This window comes from Enterococcus dongliensis (genome assembly GCF_031927985.1).
GTDB classification, from domain to species: domain Bacteria; phylum Bacillota; class Bacilli; order Lactobacillales; family Enterococcaceae; genus Enterococcus_A; species Enterococcus_A dongliensis.
Window position 1 is genome coordinate 12,752 of sequence record NZ_JARPZC010000004.1, and the last position, 15,030, is coordinate 27,781.

Sequence of the window (15,030 nt, forward strand, 5' to 3'; positions counted from 1 at the left end):
CAGAAAAAGAGTGATCATCAGCAATGATGATCACTCTTTTTGCGTATATTGAAGATAAGGAGGGAGCTATGAGAGAGTATTTGAAGAAATACCCATACTTGTTTGCGGTACCATTGATTACAGTGCTCATTTTATTTTTATTTGTTCAAAATGAGCCGGAAGAAGCCGAACCGATGGTCTTTACTACTCAGAGCAGTGTTCAAGAAACTGAACAATCTAGTAGTGAATGGTATGTTGATGTAAAGGGTGCAGTGAATAAAGCCGGGATGTATCGAATCAATCCGGGGATGCGTTTAATGGATGTGATAGATCTAGCTGGAGGGTTCACAGCAGAAGCAGATCAGAATCAAATGAATTTTTCCAAATTATTGGCTGATCAAGAGATCATTTATGTGCCAAGAATCGGAGAAGAAGTTTCTGTTAGTCACGAGGCGCCAAACAAAGAAACAGCAGCAAAAACCATCGAGAAAATCAATATCAATACAGCAGATGTGGATGAATTACAGCAATTATCAGGGATCGGTGAAAAACGTGCGGCAGACATTGTTAAATATCGCGAAGAAAACGGCAGCTTTCAAGCGATAGAGGATTTGACCAAAGTAACTGGTATTGGCGAAAAGACGCTTGAAAATCTGAAAGACTCGATTACAATATAAGAGAGTTCAAAAGAGAGGAAGAATTTGATGATGAAAAGAATCCCTTGGGATCAGTATTTTATGGCGCAGGCGGTATTATTATCTTTACGAAGCACTTGTGCACGATTAGAAGTAGGGGCAACGATTGTTCGTGACAAAAGAATCATTGCAGGAGGCTATAACGGCTCAGTCAGCGGCGATGTCCATTGTATCGATGAAGGTTGCTACGTTGTAGATGGGCATTGTCTACGGACGATTCATGCCGAAATGAATGCCTTATTACAATGTGCAAAACTAGGGATTGCTACTGATCAAGCAGAAGTGTATGTTACACATTTTCCTTGTTTGGCATGTACGAAAGCTTTATTGCAAGCAGGGATCAAAAAAATTCATTATTTGAAAGATTATCGAAATGATCCTTATGCGATTGAATTGATCAATCAAGTGGGAGCCAGTGCCCATCAAGTTCATTTAGAAAGTAAATACTTCACCAAATTACAATTAGGAGAAGATGCTGCCGCATTACCTAAAGGATAGGTTCTATCCGCAATTATTGGTCTTACCGATCTTAGCCGCTGTTTTATTAGCAAGTTTGATTTATCAGCCTGCTTTATGGAACGTTATGCTATTGAATATTTTGCTGATTCGGATTATCTGCATGAAAAATTACAAGCTATTGATGCTGGTCTTTTTGTGCAGTCTTTTTTTAATACCGCGAACCTATTTTTATGTCAACGATTTAATAGGCAGCGAAAAAAAACTTGCCAATCAATTAGTATCGATTCAAGCAGATACTGTAAAAGTGGATGGCAACTTGTTAAAAGGGATAGGGCAAATACAAAATAAGAAATACTTAATGTACTACAAGTTGCAATCTCCTGTAGAAAAAGCTGTCTGGCAAAATAAAGAGTTGCCGACGCTGGTTTTAATCAGCGGTGAATCAGAAAAATTCACAAATGCTAGAAACTTAAATGGCTTTGATGAAAAAAAGTATTACCAAAGTTTAGGTATCAGCCAAAAAATCTATGTACAATCACTAGAAGTTTTTAAACACAGAAAAAAGACATTGAAAGACTTTCGACGATATTTGATCTGGAAAATCGACCAGCGTTACTCTCAAAGGGTTGCTAGTTATGTCAAAGCGATAGTGATTGGCTATAAAGATGAATGGTTTTCAGAATACACGGCTGCTTACAAGATGACCGGACTGCTCCATCTCTTTACTTTATCCGGTTTACATATCCAATTTTATTTAGGGATGTTCCATCTATTATTAAAAAGGTTCGGTTTGACTAGAAAAATACGACTTGGTTTATTAAGCATTTTGGGGATTGCATTGATTTATGTAACAGGTGAAAGTTTTAGTACAATCCGAGCAGTATTAAGTTTTCTGATCACCTTTATTTGTTTGACCTTTGAGCTGCGACTGGCTAAGCTCGATCAATGGAGTATCATCTTGTTCTTGATGTTCCTCTGTTTTCCGCTATTATTTTGGTCAGTCGCAGCTCAGCTGAGTTTGTATTTTGCGATAGTATTACTATATCTAAATGATCTGCACCTCAAAAATTGGCAACGAATCTTCTTATTCTCATTTCTTTCATTGCCTATGTTAGTTTATCATTTCAGTGAATGGAGTATCCTTGGCGGATTATTGACGTTGCTAGCATTTCCACTTTTTGAATGGATTATTCTACCAGGATGTATCTTGCTTTTTCTAGGCTGTTTTTTGCCTATTCCGGATCTTTTCAATAGTTTGTTAGATCATTTTTTTCAATTAATAGAAAAGAGCTTGGGGCAAATGACAGCCGCCAATATAACGATTGGAAAACCGATTTTTATTGTTTTTTTACTTCTTTTGTTCCTCGTTTTTCTAAGTTTCGATCGGCTAAAAAATCAGCAAAAATGTTATTGGCTTTTAGGTGGTGCGCTGGTGCTATTAACTGCGACGCCTTACTCAGCTAGCGGTATGATTGCTTTTATTGACGTTGGTCAAGGCGATAGTATTTTTATCAAATTACCTTTCAAACAGGAGACCTTTTTGATTGATACAGGAGGACGCTTGAATTTCAAACAACAAAAATGGCAAATTCGACAAACAAATCAGGTGTCTGATTATAATCTTTTGCCTTTATTAAAATCACTTGGATGCAGCAAAATCGACCATTTGCTGATTACCCATAACGATTCCGATCATATAGGGGAGTTAATCCATGTATTGAAAAAAATTAAGGTGAGCAATCTCTATTTAGCAGAAGGATCACAGCTAGGATTAAAGAAATATTTGAATGAACTAAATGAGACTAATATCCAGTTGGTAAAAAAAGGGGATACAATCGGAAGACGGTTAAAAATGCAGATTCTTTCACCTCAAAAAAGTCAAGGAACTAATAATGATTCCTTGGTTACTTATTTTTGCTTGAATCAGCAACGTTTTTTATTGACTGGTGATTTGGAAGTATCCGGAGAAACGGAGTTATTGAAAAATTATCCACAGTTAAAAACTGATTTTTTAAAAATTGGCCACCACGGCAGTAATACGTCAACTGGAGATGAACTGTTGAAAAATCTTCAGCCTAACTATGCAATTATTTCTGTAGGAAAAAAGAACCGCTATGGTCACCCTACAGAAGAAACTTTACTGAAATTAGAAAAGTACCAAGTAAATGTTTTTCGGACAGACCGCCAAGGAATGGTTTATTATGAATGGTCAGCAATAACAAAACGAGGGAGAATAAAAGTCCTAATAGATTTTCTGGATTAATCGTGGTAGCATGAGTAGTCAGGATATCGTAGATCATTTTATAAAAATGATCAGTGATGATATCTGCGAAATACCTATTTTTTTAATTCTTACTATCGAATTAGGAGTACCTGAATGAATACACAAGAAGCACTTCAACAAATTAGAAATTCCCCCTTAAAGCCAGTCTATCTTGTGACTGGAACAGAAGACTATTTAATTCAAGAGATTCGCCAAGCTTTTTTTGATCGAATGAAAAAAGATGATTTAGAAGAATTGAACTTCATGGCTTTTGATATGGAAGAAAATAGCTTAGGCGCGGTAATCGATGAAGCAGAGACATTGCCATTTTTTGGAGATTATCGGTTGATTTTTGTTGAAAAGCCCTATTTTTTGACTGGAGAAAAGAAAAATAATGTTCCAGAACAAGACACTGATGGGTTGATAGACTATTTAAAACACCCATTAGATACGTCGATTATTGTTTTCTGGGCAAGTTATCCAAAACTCGATGCCCGCAAAAAAATTACGAAGGCGTTGAAAAAAACGACAACTATCGACGCTGCAGCATTACAAGAACGTGACTTGCGGAATTTTTTACAGCGATACATCAGCAATGAGAACGTAAAAATTTCAAAAGAAGCCTTTGATCTGTTTTTGCGATTAACAGATTATGATTTATCAAAAGCTATGAATGAACTGGAGAAATTATTGTTGTTGGCAGGATCTGAAGGGACTATCACGCTTCAATTGGTTCAAGATCTAGTTCCTAAAACGTTGGAGCACAATATTTTCGAACTGACCGAACAAATTCTAAAAGGTGATACAGCAAAAGCGTATCAAACGTATAAAGAATTGCATTTGCAAGGCGAAGAAACGATCAAATTGACGGCTATTTTGATTGGTCAGATCCGCCTACTCTTACAAACAAAATTGTTACAAAAAATCGGGTACCAACAAGCAAACATTGCTGAAACATTAGGCGTGCATCCTTATCGAGTGAAGTTGGCTCTACAACAAGTTGCAAAATTTCCTCTAGATTTATTAGTATCGATGTATGATGAGCTAGTCGAAAATGACTATGAAGTAAAGACCGGTCAAGCAGACAAAGAGCTAAACTTCCAACTATTTATTTTGAAAACAACAGAAAAAATCAAAAAATAGCTAGCTTTCTATTTAATAACGAACAAAAAGACTGATTGATGAATCATTTCATCAGTCAGTTTTTTTTAATTATCAAAAAGAAACTCTGTAACAAATTCTGAGTGAAAAGAGATTTTTTGAATTTTTTGGCTAAAATCATCTTCGTAATGTTTAATAATTCACCTTTTTAAGGTATGATAAAACAAAGGTATCTGCTACTTAAATTTGGATAATCAAAATATTTTGTTCATAAATTTCAAATGAACAGGTCAGATTTTTTTGTGACGAAAGTAATAACTTCATTCATTTTCAATTGATAATAGTCGGCTTGGCTGGCTTTATATAAGTATTACAAATAAACGAACTGACGATAGGAAGGATGAATAAAATGACATTAGCAAAGATCGTTTATGCCACAAACACAGGAAATACGGAAGGAATTTCTGAAATTTTAGAGGATGCTTTCGACGAAATGGGAATTGACGTAGAACGCGTTGAAGCAGATGACGCAGAAGCAGATTTTTACGAAGATGCTGATATTTGTGTTTTAGCTACGTATACTGATGGAGATGGCGAACTGCCATTTGATTTGGAAGATTTGCATGAAGAGTTGCCAGATGAAGATCTCTCAGGAAAAATTTACGGTGTTGTTGGAAGCGGTGACAGTGAATTATATCCAGATTATTTCTGTCAAGCAGCGATTGCATTTGATGAAGCCTTCGCGAAAACGGGCGCAAAAAAAGTTGTCGAGACAGTAAAAATCGAAAATGAAGCAGACGATGAAGATGAAGAAGTTTTAAATGATTTTGTAAAAGCGTTAGTGGCAGCAGCAGAGTAAGGGGTGCAAGAAAAGAACGGAGTGAGGGTTTGTTTAAAGTATTAGAACGTAGGGAGTTGGCGCCGACTGAGTATGAAATTTTAGTTGATGCACCACGAATTGCTAGTAAAGCAAAACCGGGACAATTTGTGATCTTAAGGATTGACGAATATGGCGAGCGAATCCCATTGACTATTGTTGACAGGGATAAACATGCAGGTTGGATTCGATTGATTTTTCAAGTAATCGGCAAATCAACAGCTCAGCTTGCGACTGTGACGACTGGAGAATACTTGAAAGATATTGTCGGACCATTAGGAAAGGCAACGGAAATTGAAAATTATGGAACCGTTCTCTTAGTTGGCGGTGGTGTAGGTATTGCTGCATTATTTCCAATCGTCAAAGGACTAAAAGAGGCTGGCAATCATGTAATTACTATTCTTGGTGCCAAAAACCAAAACTTGTTGATTCTTCAAGAAGAATGTGCTCAGTATTCCGATGAGTTGATTTTGATGACAGATGATGGTTCCATCGGGAAGCAGGGACTAGTGACGGATGCAATGGAAGAAGTCTTTCAACGCGAGAAAATTTCAACGGTTTGGGCGATTGGACCGAGTATCATGATGAAGTTTTGTACATTGACTGCGCAAAAATATAAAGTGCCAATCTATGTGTCATTAAATCCAATCATGATTGATGGGACAGGGATGTGCGGCGGCTGTCGAGTAACTGTTGCTGATTCCATTAAATTTGCTTGTGTTGACGGGCCAGAATTTTTAGGTGAGGAAGTCAACTGGGATGAGTTTGTCAATCGGATGCAGCAATATCGGCCAGAAGAATTACTGGCGAACAAAAGGTATGAAGAGCAGGTGATTTCAAATGGCTAAACGCAGTTATACCAAAACCCCTATGAGAGAACAAGCACCAGAGATTCGCAACCAAAATTTCAAAGAAGTGGCTTTAGGATATACCTTGGCTGAAGGGCAGTTAGAGGCTAGTCGCTGTTTACAATGTAAAAATGCCCCGTGTATCACAAATTGTCCAGTAATGATTGACATTCCAGGATTTATTAAAGCAGTTGAAGAAAATAATATGCCGATGGCGTATGAAATTTTAAGTCGTTACACCAATTTACCTGCTATTTGTGGACGGGTCTGTCCACAGGAAAAACAATGTGAAATGGTCTGCCGATTAGGTCGTTCGAAAAAATTTGAACCGGTAGCCATCGGAAAATTAGAACGTCTCGTGGCTGATTGGTCTTTGGAGCAACCAGTAGAATACAATGAAGTCTCCGGCGAAAAAGGTCGTGTAGCTGTAATTGGATCTGGCCCATCGGGATTAACGGCAGCTGGTGATTTAGCAAAACTAGGATATGATGTGACAGTTTATGAAGCTTTGCATGCTCCTGGCGGCGTCTTGACTTATGGAATCCCTGAATTTCGCTTACCAAAGCGGATCGTGAAGCAGGAAATTGAGCGGATCATAGCGCAAGGTGTAAAGATTGAAACCAATGTAGTCGTTGGTAAAACACTAACGATGGATGAGATAATGACGGATTTTGATGCGTGTTATCTTTCTGTCGGAGCGGGTGCACCGAAATTTCAAGGAATCAAAGGCACGGCATTGAATGGAGTGTATTCTTCAAGTGAATATTTGACCCGAGTCAATTTGATGCATGGGTATCAATTTCCTAAATATGATACACCTGTTCAAAAATCGAAAAACGTTGTAGTTATTGGCGGCGGAAATGTTGCGATGGATGCGGCACGCTCGGCAAAGCGTTTAGGAGCTGAAAAAGTATCGATTGTTTATCGCCGCTCATTGGAAGAACTGCCGGCACGCCAAGAAGAATATCATCATTCAGTTGAAGAAGGAATCGACTATCATTGGTTGAGTAATCCGATTGAATACATCAATGATGGGACGGGTCGATTAGCAGCTGTAAAATGTGTTCAAATGGAGCTGGGTGAACCAGATGAGTCTGGTCGTCGACGCCCCATCACAATCCCTGATAGTGAATTTATCATCGAGGCAGATACGGCGATTGAGGCGATTGGACAAGGAGCTAATAAAGTGTTGCTAGATACATTCCCTGAATTAGCATTGAATAAATGGGGCTACATCGATGCCGATGAAGAGACTTGTGCAACTTCGATTCCTGGGATCTTTGCTGGCGGAGATATTGTGACTGGTGCGGCTACTGTTATTTTAGCCATGGGTGCCGGGAAAATCGCAGCAACGGAGATGGATCAATACATCCAAAAAATAAAGCAAGAGGAACCAGTGAAATAGTAACTAAAAAGCCAAATAAAAAAACCGATCAAACGATCGGTTTTTATTATTTAGCTAATTTTTTAGCAAGACGTGCTTTGTCACGATTTGCTTTGTTTTTGTGAATCAAACCTTTTGATTCAGCCATATCGATTGCTTTAGCAGCTTCGTTATAAAGGTCGTTCATATTTTCAGCGCCAGCAGCAGCAGCTTCTTCAAATTTCTTAACAGTAGTACGCATTGCGCTCAATTGTGATGAGTTTTTAGCGTTAGCAGCTTCACTAGTGCGTGCACGTTTGATTGCAGATTCAATGTTTGGCATGGATTTCACCTCCGAATTCAGTCTTATACGACTAGAGCCGTACAATTCAACATTACTCATTATACATAAAGCCGCTTTTTAATGCAATAAAATCGTGACAAGTTTTTTTCCTTAACAGAAAATAAATAGAAAAAAGAGACAAATTAAGATTTTTAAGGACGAGAGGTTATGGTTATGCTATGATTGTTGGGGAAATAAAAAATGGGTGGTGCAGTATGAGTATTGCTTTGGTTATTACAATAACGTTGGTTATGGGAGTTGTTTTTGTTAATGGGTGGACGGATGCGCCGAATGCAATTGCTACAGCGGTTTCAACACGAGTATTAAAACCAAATATTGCTATTTGGATGGCTGTTGGGATGAATTTTCTAGGTGCGTTGGTCATGACTTATTTTAATTCACAAGTTGCTGAGACAATCAGTAATATTGTTACTTTTGAAGGCGCAGGAAATGCCGCACAAGTTGCATTGGCAGCTTCTTTATTTTCGATCGTTGTTTGGGCGGTTTCAGCCTGGTATTTTGGTATTCCGACAAGCGAATCCCATGCATTGATCGCTGGATTGACAGGTTCAGCAATGGCGATGGGTGGATTGGAAGCGGTTAGCGGGACAGAATGGCTGAAAGTCATCGTTGGTCTAGTAGTTTCGACTATCATGGGTTTTGGTGGCGGTTGGCTAGTGACGAAGTTGATTGTACTGATTTTTCAGGGAGTCTCAAGACGAATTGCCAATCATGTATTCACTGTTGGTCAAGCAGTTAGCGCTGGAATGAATGCGTTTTTACACGGAGCTCAAGACGGGCAGAAATTTATGGGTGTTTTTATGCTTGGGCTTTTTTATAATAATTTAGCGGAGAAAACAGGGAATGGTTTTGTTATCCCGCTGTGGGTAATGGTACTGTGCTCGTTGACGATGGGCTTTGGTACATCTGTAGGAGGAATGAAGATCATCAAATCAGTAGGGATGGATATGGTAAGACTAGAACGTTATCAAGGATTTGCTGCGGATTTAAGTGCAGCAATCTGTCTTTTCCTAGCATCTATTTTTGGTGTTCCGGTATCAACTACTCATACCAAAACAACAGCGATTATGGGAGCTGGAGCTGCTAAACGACCTTCAAGTGTTGATTGGAGTATCGTAAAAGAAATGATCAGTGCCTGGGTATTGACTTTTCCTGGTTGCGGAGCGATCGCGTTTATTATGGCTAAAGTATTTGTTGCAATTTTTTAAAAAGGGGATTTCAGACAATGGTTAGAAAAAAACAATTTGATTATTTTGGTAAGTTAGAAAAAATGGCACAGTATTCTTCAGAGTCGGCCACACTGTTATTAGATCTGATCCTGGATTACTCGACAGAGAAATTTATTGATAAATCAGAAAAAATCCATCGCTTAGAAGGGTATGGTGATCGAATTTCAAAAGAGATCATGACCGAACTTTATGATGCGTTTATTACCCCAATCGATCGCGAAGATATCGTGATGATCACAAATTGTTTAGATGATATTTTGGATGAATTAAATGCAACGACCTATTTATTTGAAAATCTTTTAGTATACACAATTCGTCCCAATACCGATAAGTTTCTACAATTGGTTGTTACTGCAACCGTAGATGTGGTCCAAGCAACGAAAGAATTCGCAAAATTCAAACATTCAAAAGTATTGAAACAATATATTGAGCAAGTAAATAAGACTGAATCAGAGGCGGATCGTTTATATAGTTCGCTTGTCCAAGATCTATTTGCCAATGAGAAAGATCCAATTGAAGTGATTAAATGGCGAGATATTTATAATCACCTTGAGAAGATTACGGATGCTTGTGAAGTTGCTGCTGATGTCATCGAAGGATTAGTTATCAAAAATTCATAGAAATAGATAAAAATAGGCTGTAGCTTTTATGCTACAGCCTATTTTAGAAGATCAACGAGCTGTTTTATACAAAGGACAAGTCTCACAGGGCGTTTCATCAAAACGAGTTAATTCTTTTAATGGAAGTAATAAGCGCAAGCCGTTTAAGATGACTAAGATGGTGCTGCCTTCATGACCAATCACACCAAGTGGTAGGGTCAGAAACTGAAGAAAATTACTAGCAATCAGTAAAAGGATCACACTTAGAGAAAATACAATGTTTTGTCGAATGATTCGTTTCATTTTTTTGGCTAAGCGATGACTGTAAGTTAGTTTAGTCAGATCATTTTTCATCAGGACCATATCGGCCACTTCCATCGCAACATCGGTCCCTTCACCCATTGCAATTCCGATACTAGCGGTTGCTAAAGCTGGTGCATCGTTGATCCCATCACCGACCATCGCATTGATCGTGTATTTCTTTTGTTGTTCTTTTACTAAAGTAGTTTTATCGGTAGGAAGACAACCGCTGTGAAAATCATTTAAGCCAATCTCTTGAGCAACATAACTAGCTGCACCAAAGTTATCTCCTGTGAGCATGATGGTCTGGATATTTTCTTCTTGAAAGTATTCGATAACTTCTTTTGTATGAGGTTTAGGTAAATCGATTAAAGCAAGTAGTGCAGCGATTTGATTATTTCGACTAAGAACAACCACGGTTTTTCCTTCATTGTGCCACCGTTCAATTAATGGATGCATTTGTTTCTCAGTAGGTTTTCCTAAGCGCCATGTTTGGTTCATATGCTTTGTTTCTAAGCCAAATCCAGCTTTTTCTTCTACCTGAAGCTCCAACGTATTCTCATTATTAAAAAACGTCGTGATCGCTACTGCAAGTGGATGAGTCGACTGTCTTTCCATTGAAAAGAATAGCTGTGGGATTATCGGATCATCAAAAAAACTTTCATAATCAGTCACGCGTGGTTTGCCCTGGGTCAAAGTTCCTGTTTTATCAAATGAGATGATCTGAAGATCAGCTAATTTTTCCAATGTTTTTCCAGACTTAAACAGAAGTCCTTTTTTAGCACCATTGGATATTGCTGCTAATGTTGCAGGTGTAGCCGATGCAACTAACGCACAAGGGGAGGCGACAACTAGCAATACCATACCCCGATAAAAACTTTCGGAAAAACTCCAACCGATTAAAAAATGAGTAAAGAGGATCATTAAAGGAACCGCACATAAAACAATTTTGACATAAACATTTTCGATTTTTTCAATAAATGTAGCAGTTGCACTCTGCTCATTTTGGGCATGTTCAACGAGTCGTAGAATATGGGCAAATAAAGTATTATCACTAGTCTTAGTGACTTCTAGGGTAAAGGCTTGGCCTAAATTAATCGTACCGCTAAAAGCATCATCATCAATATTTTTTTCTACAGGGACTGATTCACCAGAGATGGCTGATTCATCAATTAAAGAGGCGTTCAGCATTCGGCCATCGATTGGGATTGCTTGTCCTTTTGGTACAAAGACTAAATCGCCCAATTTTAATTCTTCTACTGGGACAGTAACGTGTTCATCACCACAAATTTTCAACGCTTCATTAGGAGCTACATTCATCAAAGCAGTGATTTCTTTTGTACTTTTATTGGTCGCATATTCTTCTAAAGCACCGCTTAGGCAAAAAATAAAAGTCAGCATCGCACCTTCAAACCAATTACCGATCAAACAGGCGCCAATGGCAGCTAAAGCCATCAATAGATCGACATTTAATGTTCGCTCATTGATCAATTCGCTGATGCCTTCAAAGGTTTGCTTCCAGCCGCCACTAATAATTGCTAAAACAAACAAGAGTGGATATAGCGGTTGTGAGAGGGCCATCAGAAGTTTACCGCCAATCAAAAATAATAAACAGAAGAGGGTAGAGAAAAAAGCTTTTTTTTCTTCTTTACTCATCGTACATTCTCCTTTCTAATAGTATAAGAATTTGTACAAACTAGAAGTTCTTTCAAATTCATCATATCATAGGAGATAAAGTAAATGATAATAAAATAAGCTAATTGAGAACGAAAGTAATTATCAATTAGTATTGAGAATGACTATCATTTGTATTTGTTTTAATAAATATAGGGATTACAAAAGTTTTATTAAAACAGAATGGAAAATATTGTTTAGAATAATTATCGTTAGATTTATATAAAAAAAAGATCTGCAAAATTGCAGATCTTACATAGCGATCAGCCAATAACCGATCAAAATGATTCCTAAGACGATTCGATACCAGCCAAAGACTGTAAAATCGTTTCGCTTGATGTAGTTTAATAAGAATTTAATCGCGATAATTGAAACAATAAAGGCAGTTACCATACCGATTAAAAGAACAATAATCTCAGAAATACCAAAAGAATTTCCTTTCAGTAAAAATTTGACGATTTTCAAACCGCTAGCACCAAACATGACTGGGATTCCGAGGAAAAATGAGAATTCTGTCGCAACATAACGTGAACAGCCGATAATAATTGCACCAAGAATCGTTGCACCTGAGCGAGATGTTCCAGGAATCAGTGAAAGTAGCTGAAAAGCACCAACAATCAATGCGGCTTTATAAGTGAAGTCATTTAAGCTGGTGCACTTGGGATTCTTTGTTTTATTTTGTCGCTCCACTACGATAAATGCGATCCCATAGACAATCAACATAATTGCTACCGGTAAAAATTTATGGAAATGGGCCTCTAAAAAGTCATCTAATGGTAATCCAATCACCGCTGCAGGCAAGCAAGCAATGATTACTTTAAACCACAATGTCCATGTATCGTTTTTTTCTGCAGTGGTCTTACTAGGAGCAAAGGGATTCAATTTAGTAAAATAAAGCACCACAACGGCTAAGATCGCTCCTAGTTGAATTACTACATTAAACATCTCAATAAAAGCTGAACTCATATTTAATTTGATAAATTCATCAGCTAAGATTAAATGTCCTGTAGAAGAAATCGGCAGCCATTCGGTAATACCTTCGACAATCCCTAAAATAATTGCTTTAAAAATATTGGCAATAAGCATAATGTACGTCCTTTCAAATTAATAACAATAATCAGTATACCGTTTCATCTTTGAAAAGACCATCGAAAAAAGGCTAAGCTTTTTATAAGAAAAAAACTGTCAGCAAAAGCTGACAGTTAAGGTTCTAAGCATCGGTATGATCAGAAATCGTTTTGCCGCGTTCCATGTAGCTGATATCATTGATTGCCCGGATTGAAAATTCACCATCTTTGTAGGCTAAACGATTGATACTGCCATTTAATAAGTTTGCTCGCACCGGTTGATTAGAATCAATCAAACTAAGTAGAAAGGCAATCGTCAATCCATGAGAAACAATCAGGACGTTTCCGCCGCCTTGTTTTTCACGATTTTGAGCGATGTCTTCAAACCCATTCCAAACACGATCTCTTAATTGTGCATAAGGTTCTGCCCAGTTGGCTGTATCAGCACCTTCGACTGCGTGAGCAATCTCTTCAAAGGTAACATCAGTCGCAAATAGATCATCTTCTGTTTTGAAGTTTAATACTCGCGGCAATACCCCCCACATCTCCGCATCATATGCGCCTTCTAAAGAACCAAAACACCATTCACGAATACGCGGATCTACATGATAAGGGATGTCTTTGCCTTCAGGATGTTCACTCAAAAGAATCCGCATCGTTTCAATCGCTCGACCAGAATCACTCGAATAGGCTTCTTCAAACTTAGTATCTTGCAAGCCTAGGCCAACGTAATGGATACCTTCACGCCCTGTTTTTGTCAATGGGGTGTCACACCAGCCTTGTACCCGAGCAAGTGTATTGAACATTGTTTTACCGTGTCGAACAATATAAAGATTTGTCTCTGCCATATTTAAAACCTCCAATAAAGTTGATTAATTAAAGAATGGATTTGTATCAATCTCATGACCGATTGTTGTTGCTTCGCCATGGCCGGGATAAGCCGGCAATTCACGAGGCAAGGTGAAAAGATAGTTTTTGATACTGTATAACAATTGTTGCAAATCACCGGTATGAAGATCTGTCCGGCCGATGCTTCCTTTGAATAATGCATCACCAACAACGACAAAATCATCGAAAATAAAACTGACACTGCCGATTGAATGTCCCGGTGTCGGTACAACTTGGAAAGTCATCCCCCCGATTGTGTACTCTTTCAATTCAAATTCATGTTCGGCTGGTTGAACAATCAAATCAGGCATGTCGTCGTGTCGTCCTAAACCAGAGAGATTCAAAATAGGATCTCCTAGCCATTTTTGTTCTAATGGACTAACGTAAACGGGGATATTATAGGTATTTCGTAATTGCTCAACTGCACCGATATGGTCAAAATGAGTATGAGTCAAAAGAATCCCACAGGGTGTTTTACCAATTCGAGTGATTTCTTGACTTAATCGATCGCCTTCCGAACCTGGATCGACGATGAGCAAATAGTGTTCATTATGAATCAAATAGCAATTTTCTTGCGCGATTCCAGTAACAAAGCCTTCGATTTGAATCATTATTTTCCTCCCTAAAAGACTAATAAATAAATTTTTCTGAGTCGATTTATACTTACTGACAGAGCAAAAGCTTTTAATCAGTAAAAATCAGCATTGCAAAGTCCTTCTTTATTATACCTTAAAAGGAAAAAAATTGTGACTTCTACGAATGATTTTGCTTTTCATGTACGCATTTTCCTAAAAACTTTCGTTAATAGTTATAAAGGAAGAAACAGTGGACTCTTTATAAAAATAGTGAAGAGATAGAAAACCAAAAAATATTGGAGGAATCAAAATGACAGACTGGATAAAAATGATAGAAAAAGAACCTAAGCTCCTTTTTGTGTTGGCGTTGATCTCAGCCGCAATGTTGTTAGATTTGTTGACTGGATTGATCGCTGCTAAGTTGACAAAACAAATTTCTTCAAAAATTGGAATCAATGGGATTTTGCGAAAAATTGCCAGTATTTTACTGCTATTGTTTTTCTTACCAGTTTCAAGTCTAATTCCATTACAAGCAGGCAGTTTATTATTGTATGCTTTTTATCTATCCTTTCTTTTGATGGAACTGCATTCGATCTTAGAAAATTATGAAAAAATGGGACTTAAAACAGAAATTTTTCAAAGGTTTCTACAGCAAATCTTCAAGCAGGAGAAAGACGAATAAAACTTGACGGAAAAGAGAATTTCTTCTATGGTGGAACAACAATGCTCTTGAAAAAATATAAGATTGA

15 protein-coding genes are annotated in these 15,030 nt (G+C 37.8%); 10 read left to right on the forward strand and 5 right to left on the reverse strand.

What is annotated here, in order from left to right:
* Positions 1-68 precede the first annotated feature (68 nt).
* The 7 genes from P7D84_RS04265 (at position 69) to gltA (ending at position 7,627) form a co-directional block, all read left to right on the forward strand.
* Complete coding sequence (locus P7D84_RS04265; protein ID WP_311805177.1) at positions 69-656, forward strand: helix-hairpin-helix domain-containing protein; 588 nt, start codon at positions 69-71, stop codon at positions 654-656.
* A 24-nt stretch (positions 657-680) separates the two neighbouring features.
* Positions 681-1,172 (forward strand): ComE operon protein 2, encoded by a 492-nt coding sequence (locus P7D84_RS04270; protein WP_137603307.1) that lies wholly within the window; start codon positions 681-683, stop codon positions 1,170-1,172.
* Complete coding sequence (locus tag P7D84_RS04275; RefSeq protein WP_311805178.1) at positions 1,147-3,396, forward strand: DNA internalization-related competence protein ComEC/Rec2; 2,250 nt, start codon at positions 1,147-1,149, stop codon at positions 3,394-3,396. Before P7D84_RS04270 ends, P7D84_RS04275 begins: the two co-directional genes overlap by 26 nt.
* A gap of 114 nt (positions 3,397-3,510) precedes the next feature.
* A complete protein-coding gene (gene holA, locus P7D84_RS04280; protein ID WP_311805179.1) occupies positions 3,511-4,539 on the forward strand; it encodes a DNA polymerase III subunit delta in 1,029 nt (342 codons plus the stop codon).
* Positions 4,540-4,906: 367 nt separating this feature from the next.
* Entirely contained in the window at positions 4,907-5,356 is a 450-nt protein-coding gene (locus tag P7D84_RS04285; protein ID WP_137603304.1) for a flavodoxin, read from the forward strand.
* 29 nt (positions 5,357-5,385) lie between these two features.
* Positions 5,386-6,222, forward strand: a complete 837-nt coding sequence (locus P7D84_RS04290) for a sulfide/dihydroorotate dehydrogenase-like FAD/NAD-binding protein (protein WP_311805180.1) — start codon at positions 5,386-5,388, stop codon at positions 6,220-6,222.
* Positions 6,215-7,627, forward strand: a complete 1,413-nt coding sequence (gene gltA, locus P7D84_RS04295) for an NADPH-dependent glutamate synthase (protein ID WP_311805182.1) — start codon at positions 6,215-6,217, stop codon at positions 7,625-7,627. Before P7D84_RS04290 ends, gltA begins: the two co-directional genes overlap by 8 nt.
* Positions 7,628-7,673: 46 nt before the next feature.
* Here gltA and rpsT read toward each other — a convergent pair whose 3' ends face one another.
* Positions 7,674-7,928 (reverse strand): 30S ribosomal protein S20, encoded by a 255-nt coding sequence (gene rpsT / locus P7D84_RS04300; RefSeq protein ID WP_137603301.1) that lies wholly within the window; start codon positions 7,926-7,928, stop codon positions 7,674-7,676.
* A gap of 194 nt (positions 7,929-8,122) precedes the next feature.
* Between rpsT and P7D84_RS04305 the strand changes: the two genes are divergently transcribed.
* Both P7D84_RS04305 and P7D84_RS04310 read left to right on the forward strand, forming a co-directional pair.
* Entirely contained in the window at positions 8,123-9,157 is a 1,035-nt protein-coding gene (locus P7D84_RS04305; RefSeq protein ID WP_311805382.1) for an inorganic phosphate transporter, read from the forward strand.
* A 17-nt stretch (positions 9,158-9,174) separates the two neighbouring features.
* Complete coding sequence (locus tag P7D84_RS04310; RefSeq protein ID WP_311805184.1) at positions 9,175-9,798, forward strand: DUF47 domain-containing protein; 624 nt, start codon at positions 9,175-9,177, stop codon at positions 9,796-9,798.
* Between the two features lie 51 nt (positions 9,799-9,849).
* On the opposite strand, the gene P7D84_RS04315 is transcribed toward P7D84_RS04310, so the two are convergent.
* The 4 genes from P7D84_RS04315 to P7D84_RS04330 all read right to left on the reverse strand — a co-directional run bounded on the left by P7D84_RS04315 (position 9,850) and on the right by P7D84_RS04330 (position 14,317).
* A complete protein-coding gene (locus tag P7D84_RS04315) occupies positions 9,850-11,733 on the reverse strand; it encodes a heavy metal translocating P-type ATPase (protein ID WP_311805186.1) in 1,884 nt (627 codons plus the stop codon).
* A 270-nt stretch (positions 11,734-12,003) separates the two neighbouring features.
* Positions 12,004-12,837 (reverse strand): undecaprenyl-diphosphate phosphatase, encoded by an 834-nt coding sequence (locus P7D84_RS04320; RefSeq protein ID WP_311805188.1) that lies wholly within the window; start codon positions 12,835-12,837, stop codon positions 12,004-12,006.
* 124 nt (positions 12,838-12,961) lie between these two features.
* Positions 12,962-13,666 (reverse strand): histidine phosphatase family protein, encoded by a 705-nt coding sequence (locus P7D84_RS04325; RefSeq protein ID WP_311805190.1) that lies wholly within the window; start codon positions 13,664-13,666, stop codon positions 12,962-12,964.
* 24 nt (positions 13,667-13,690) lie between these two features.
* Positions 13,691-14,317 (reverse strand): MBL fold metallo-hydrolase, encoded by a 627-nt coding sequence (locus P7D84_RS04330; RefSeq protein WP_137603296.1) that lies wholly within the window; start codon positions 14,315-14,317, stop codon positions 13,691-13,693.
* A gap of 274 nt (positions 14,318-14,591) precedes the next feature.
* Between P7D84_RS04330 and P7D84_RS04335 the strand changes: the two genes are divergently transcribed.
* On the forward strand, positions 14,592-14,963 hold the full coding sequence (locus tag P7D84_RS04335) for a phage holin family protein (RefSeq protein ID WP_311805192.1): 372 nt from the start codon (positions 14,592-14,594) through the stop codon (positions 14,961-14,963).
* Positions 14,964-15,030: the final 67 nt, after the last annotated feature.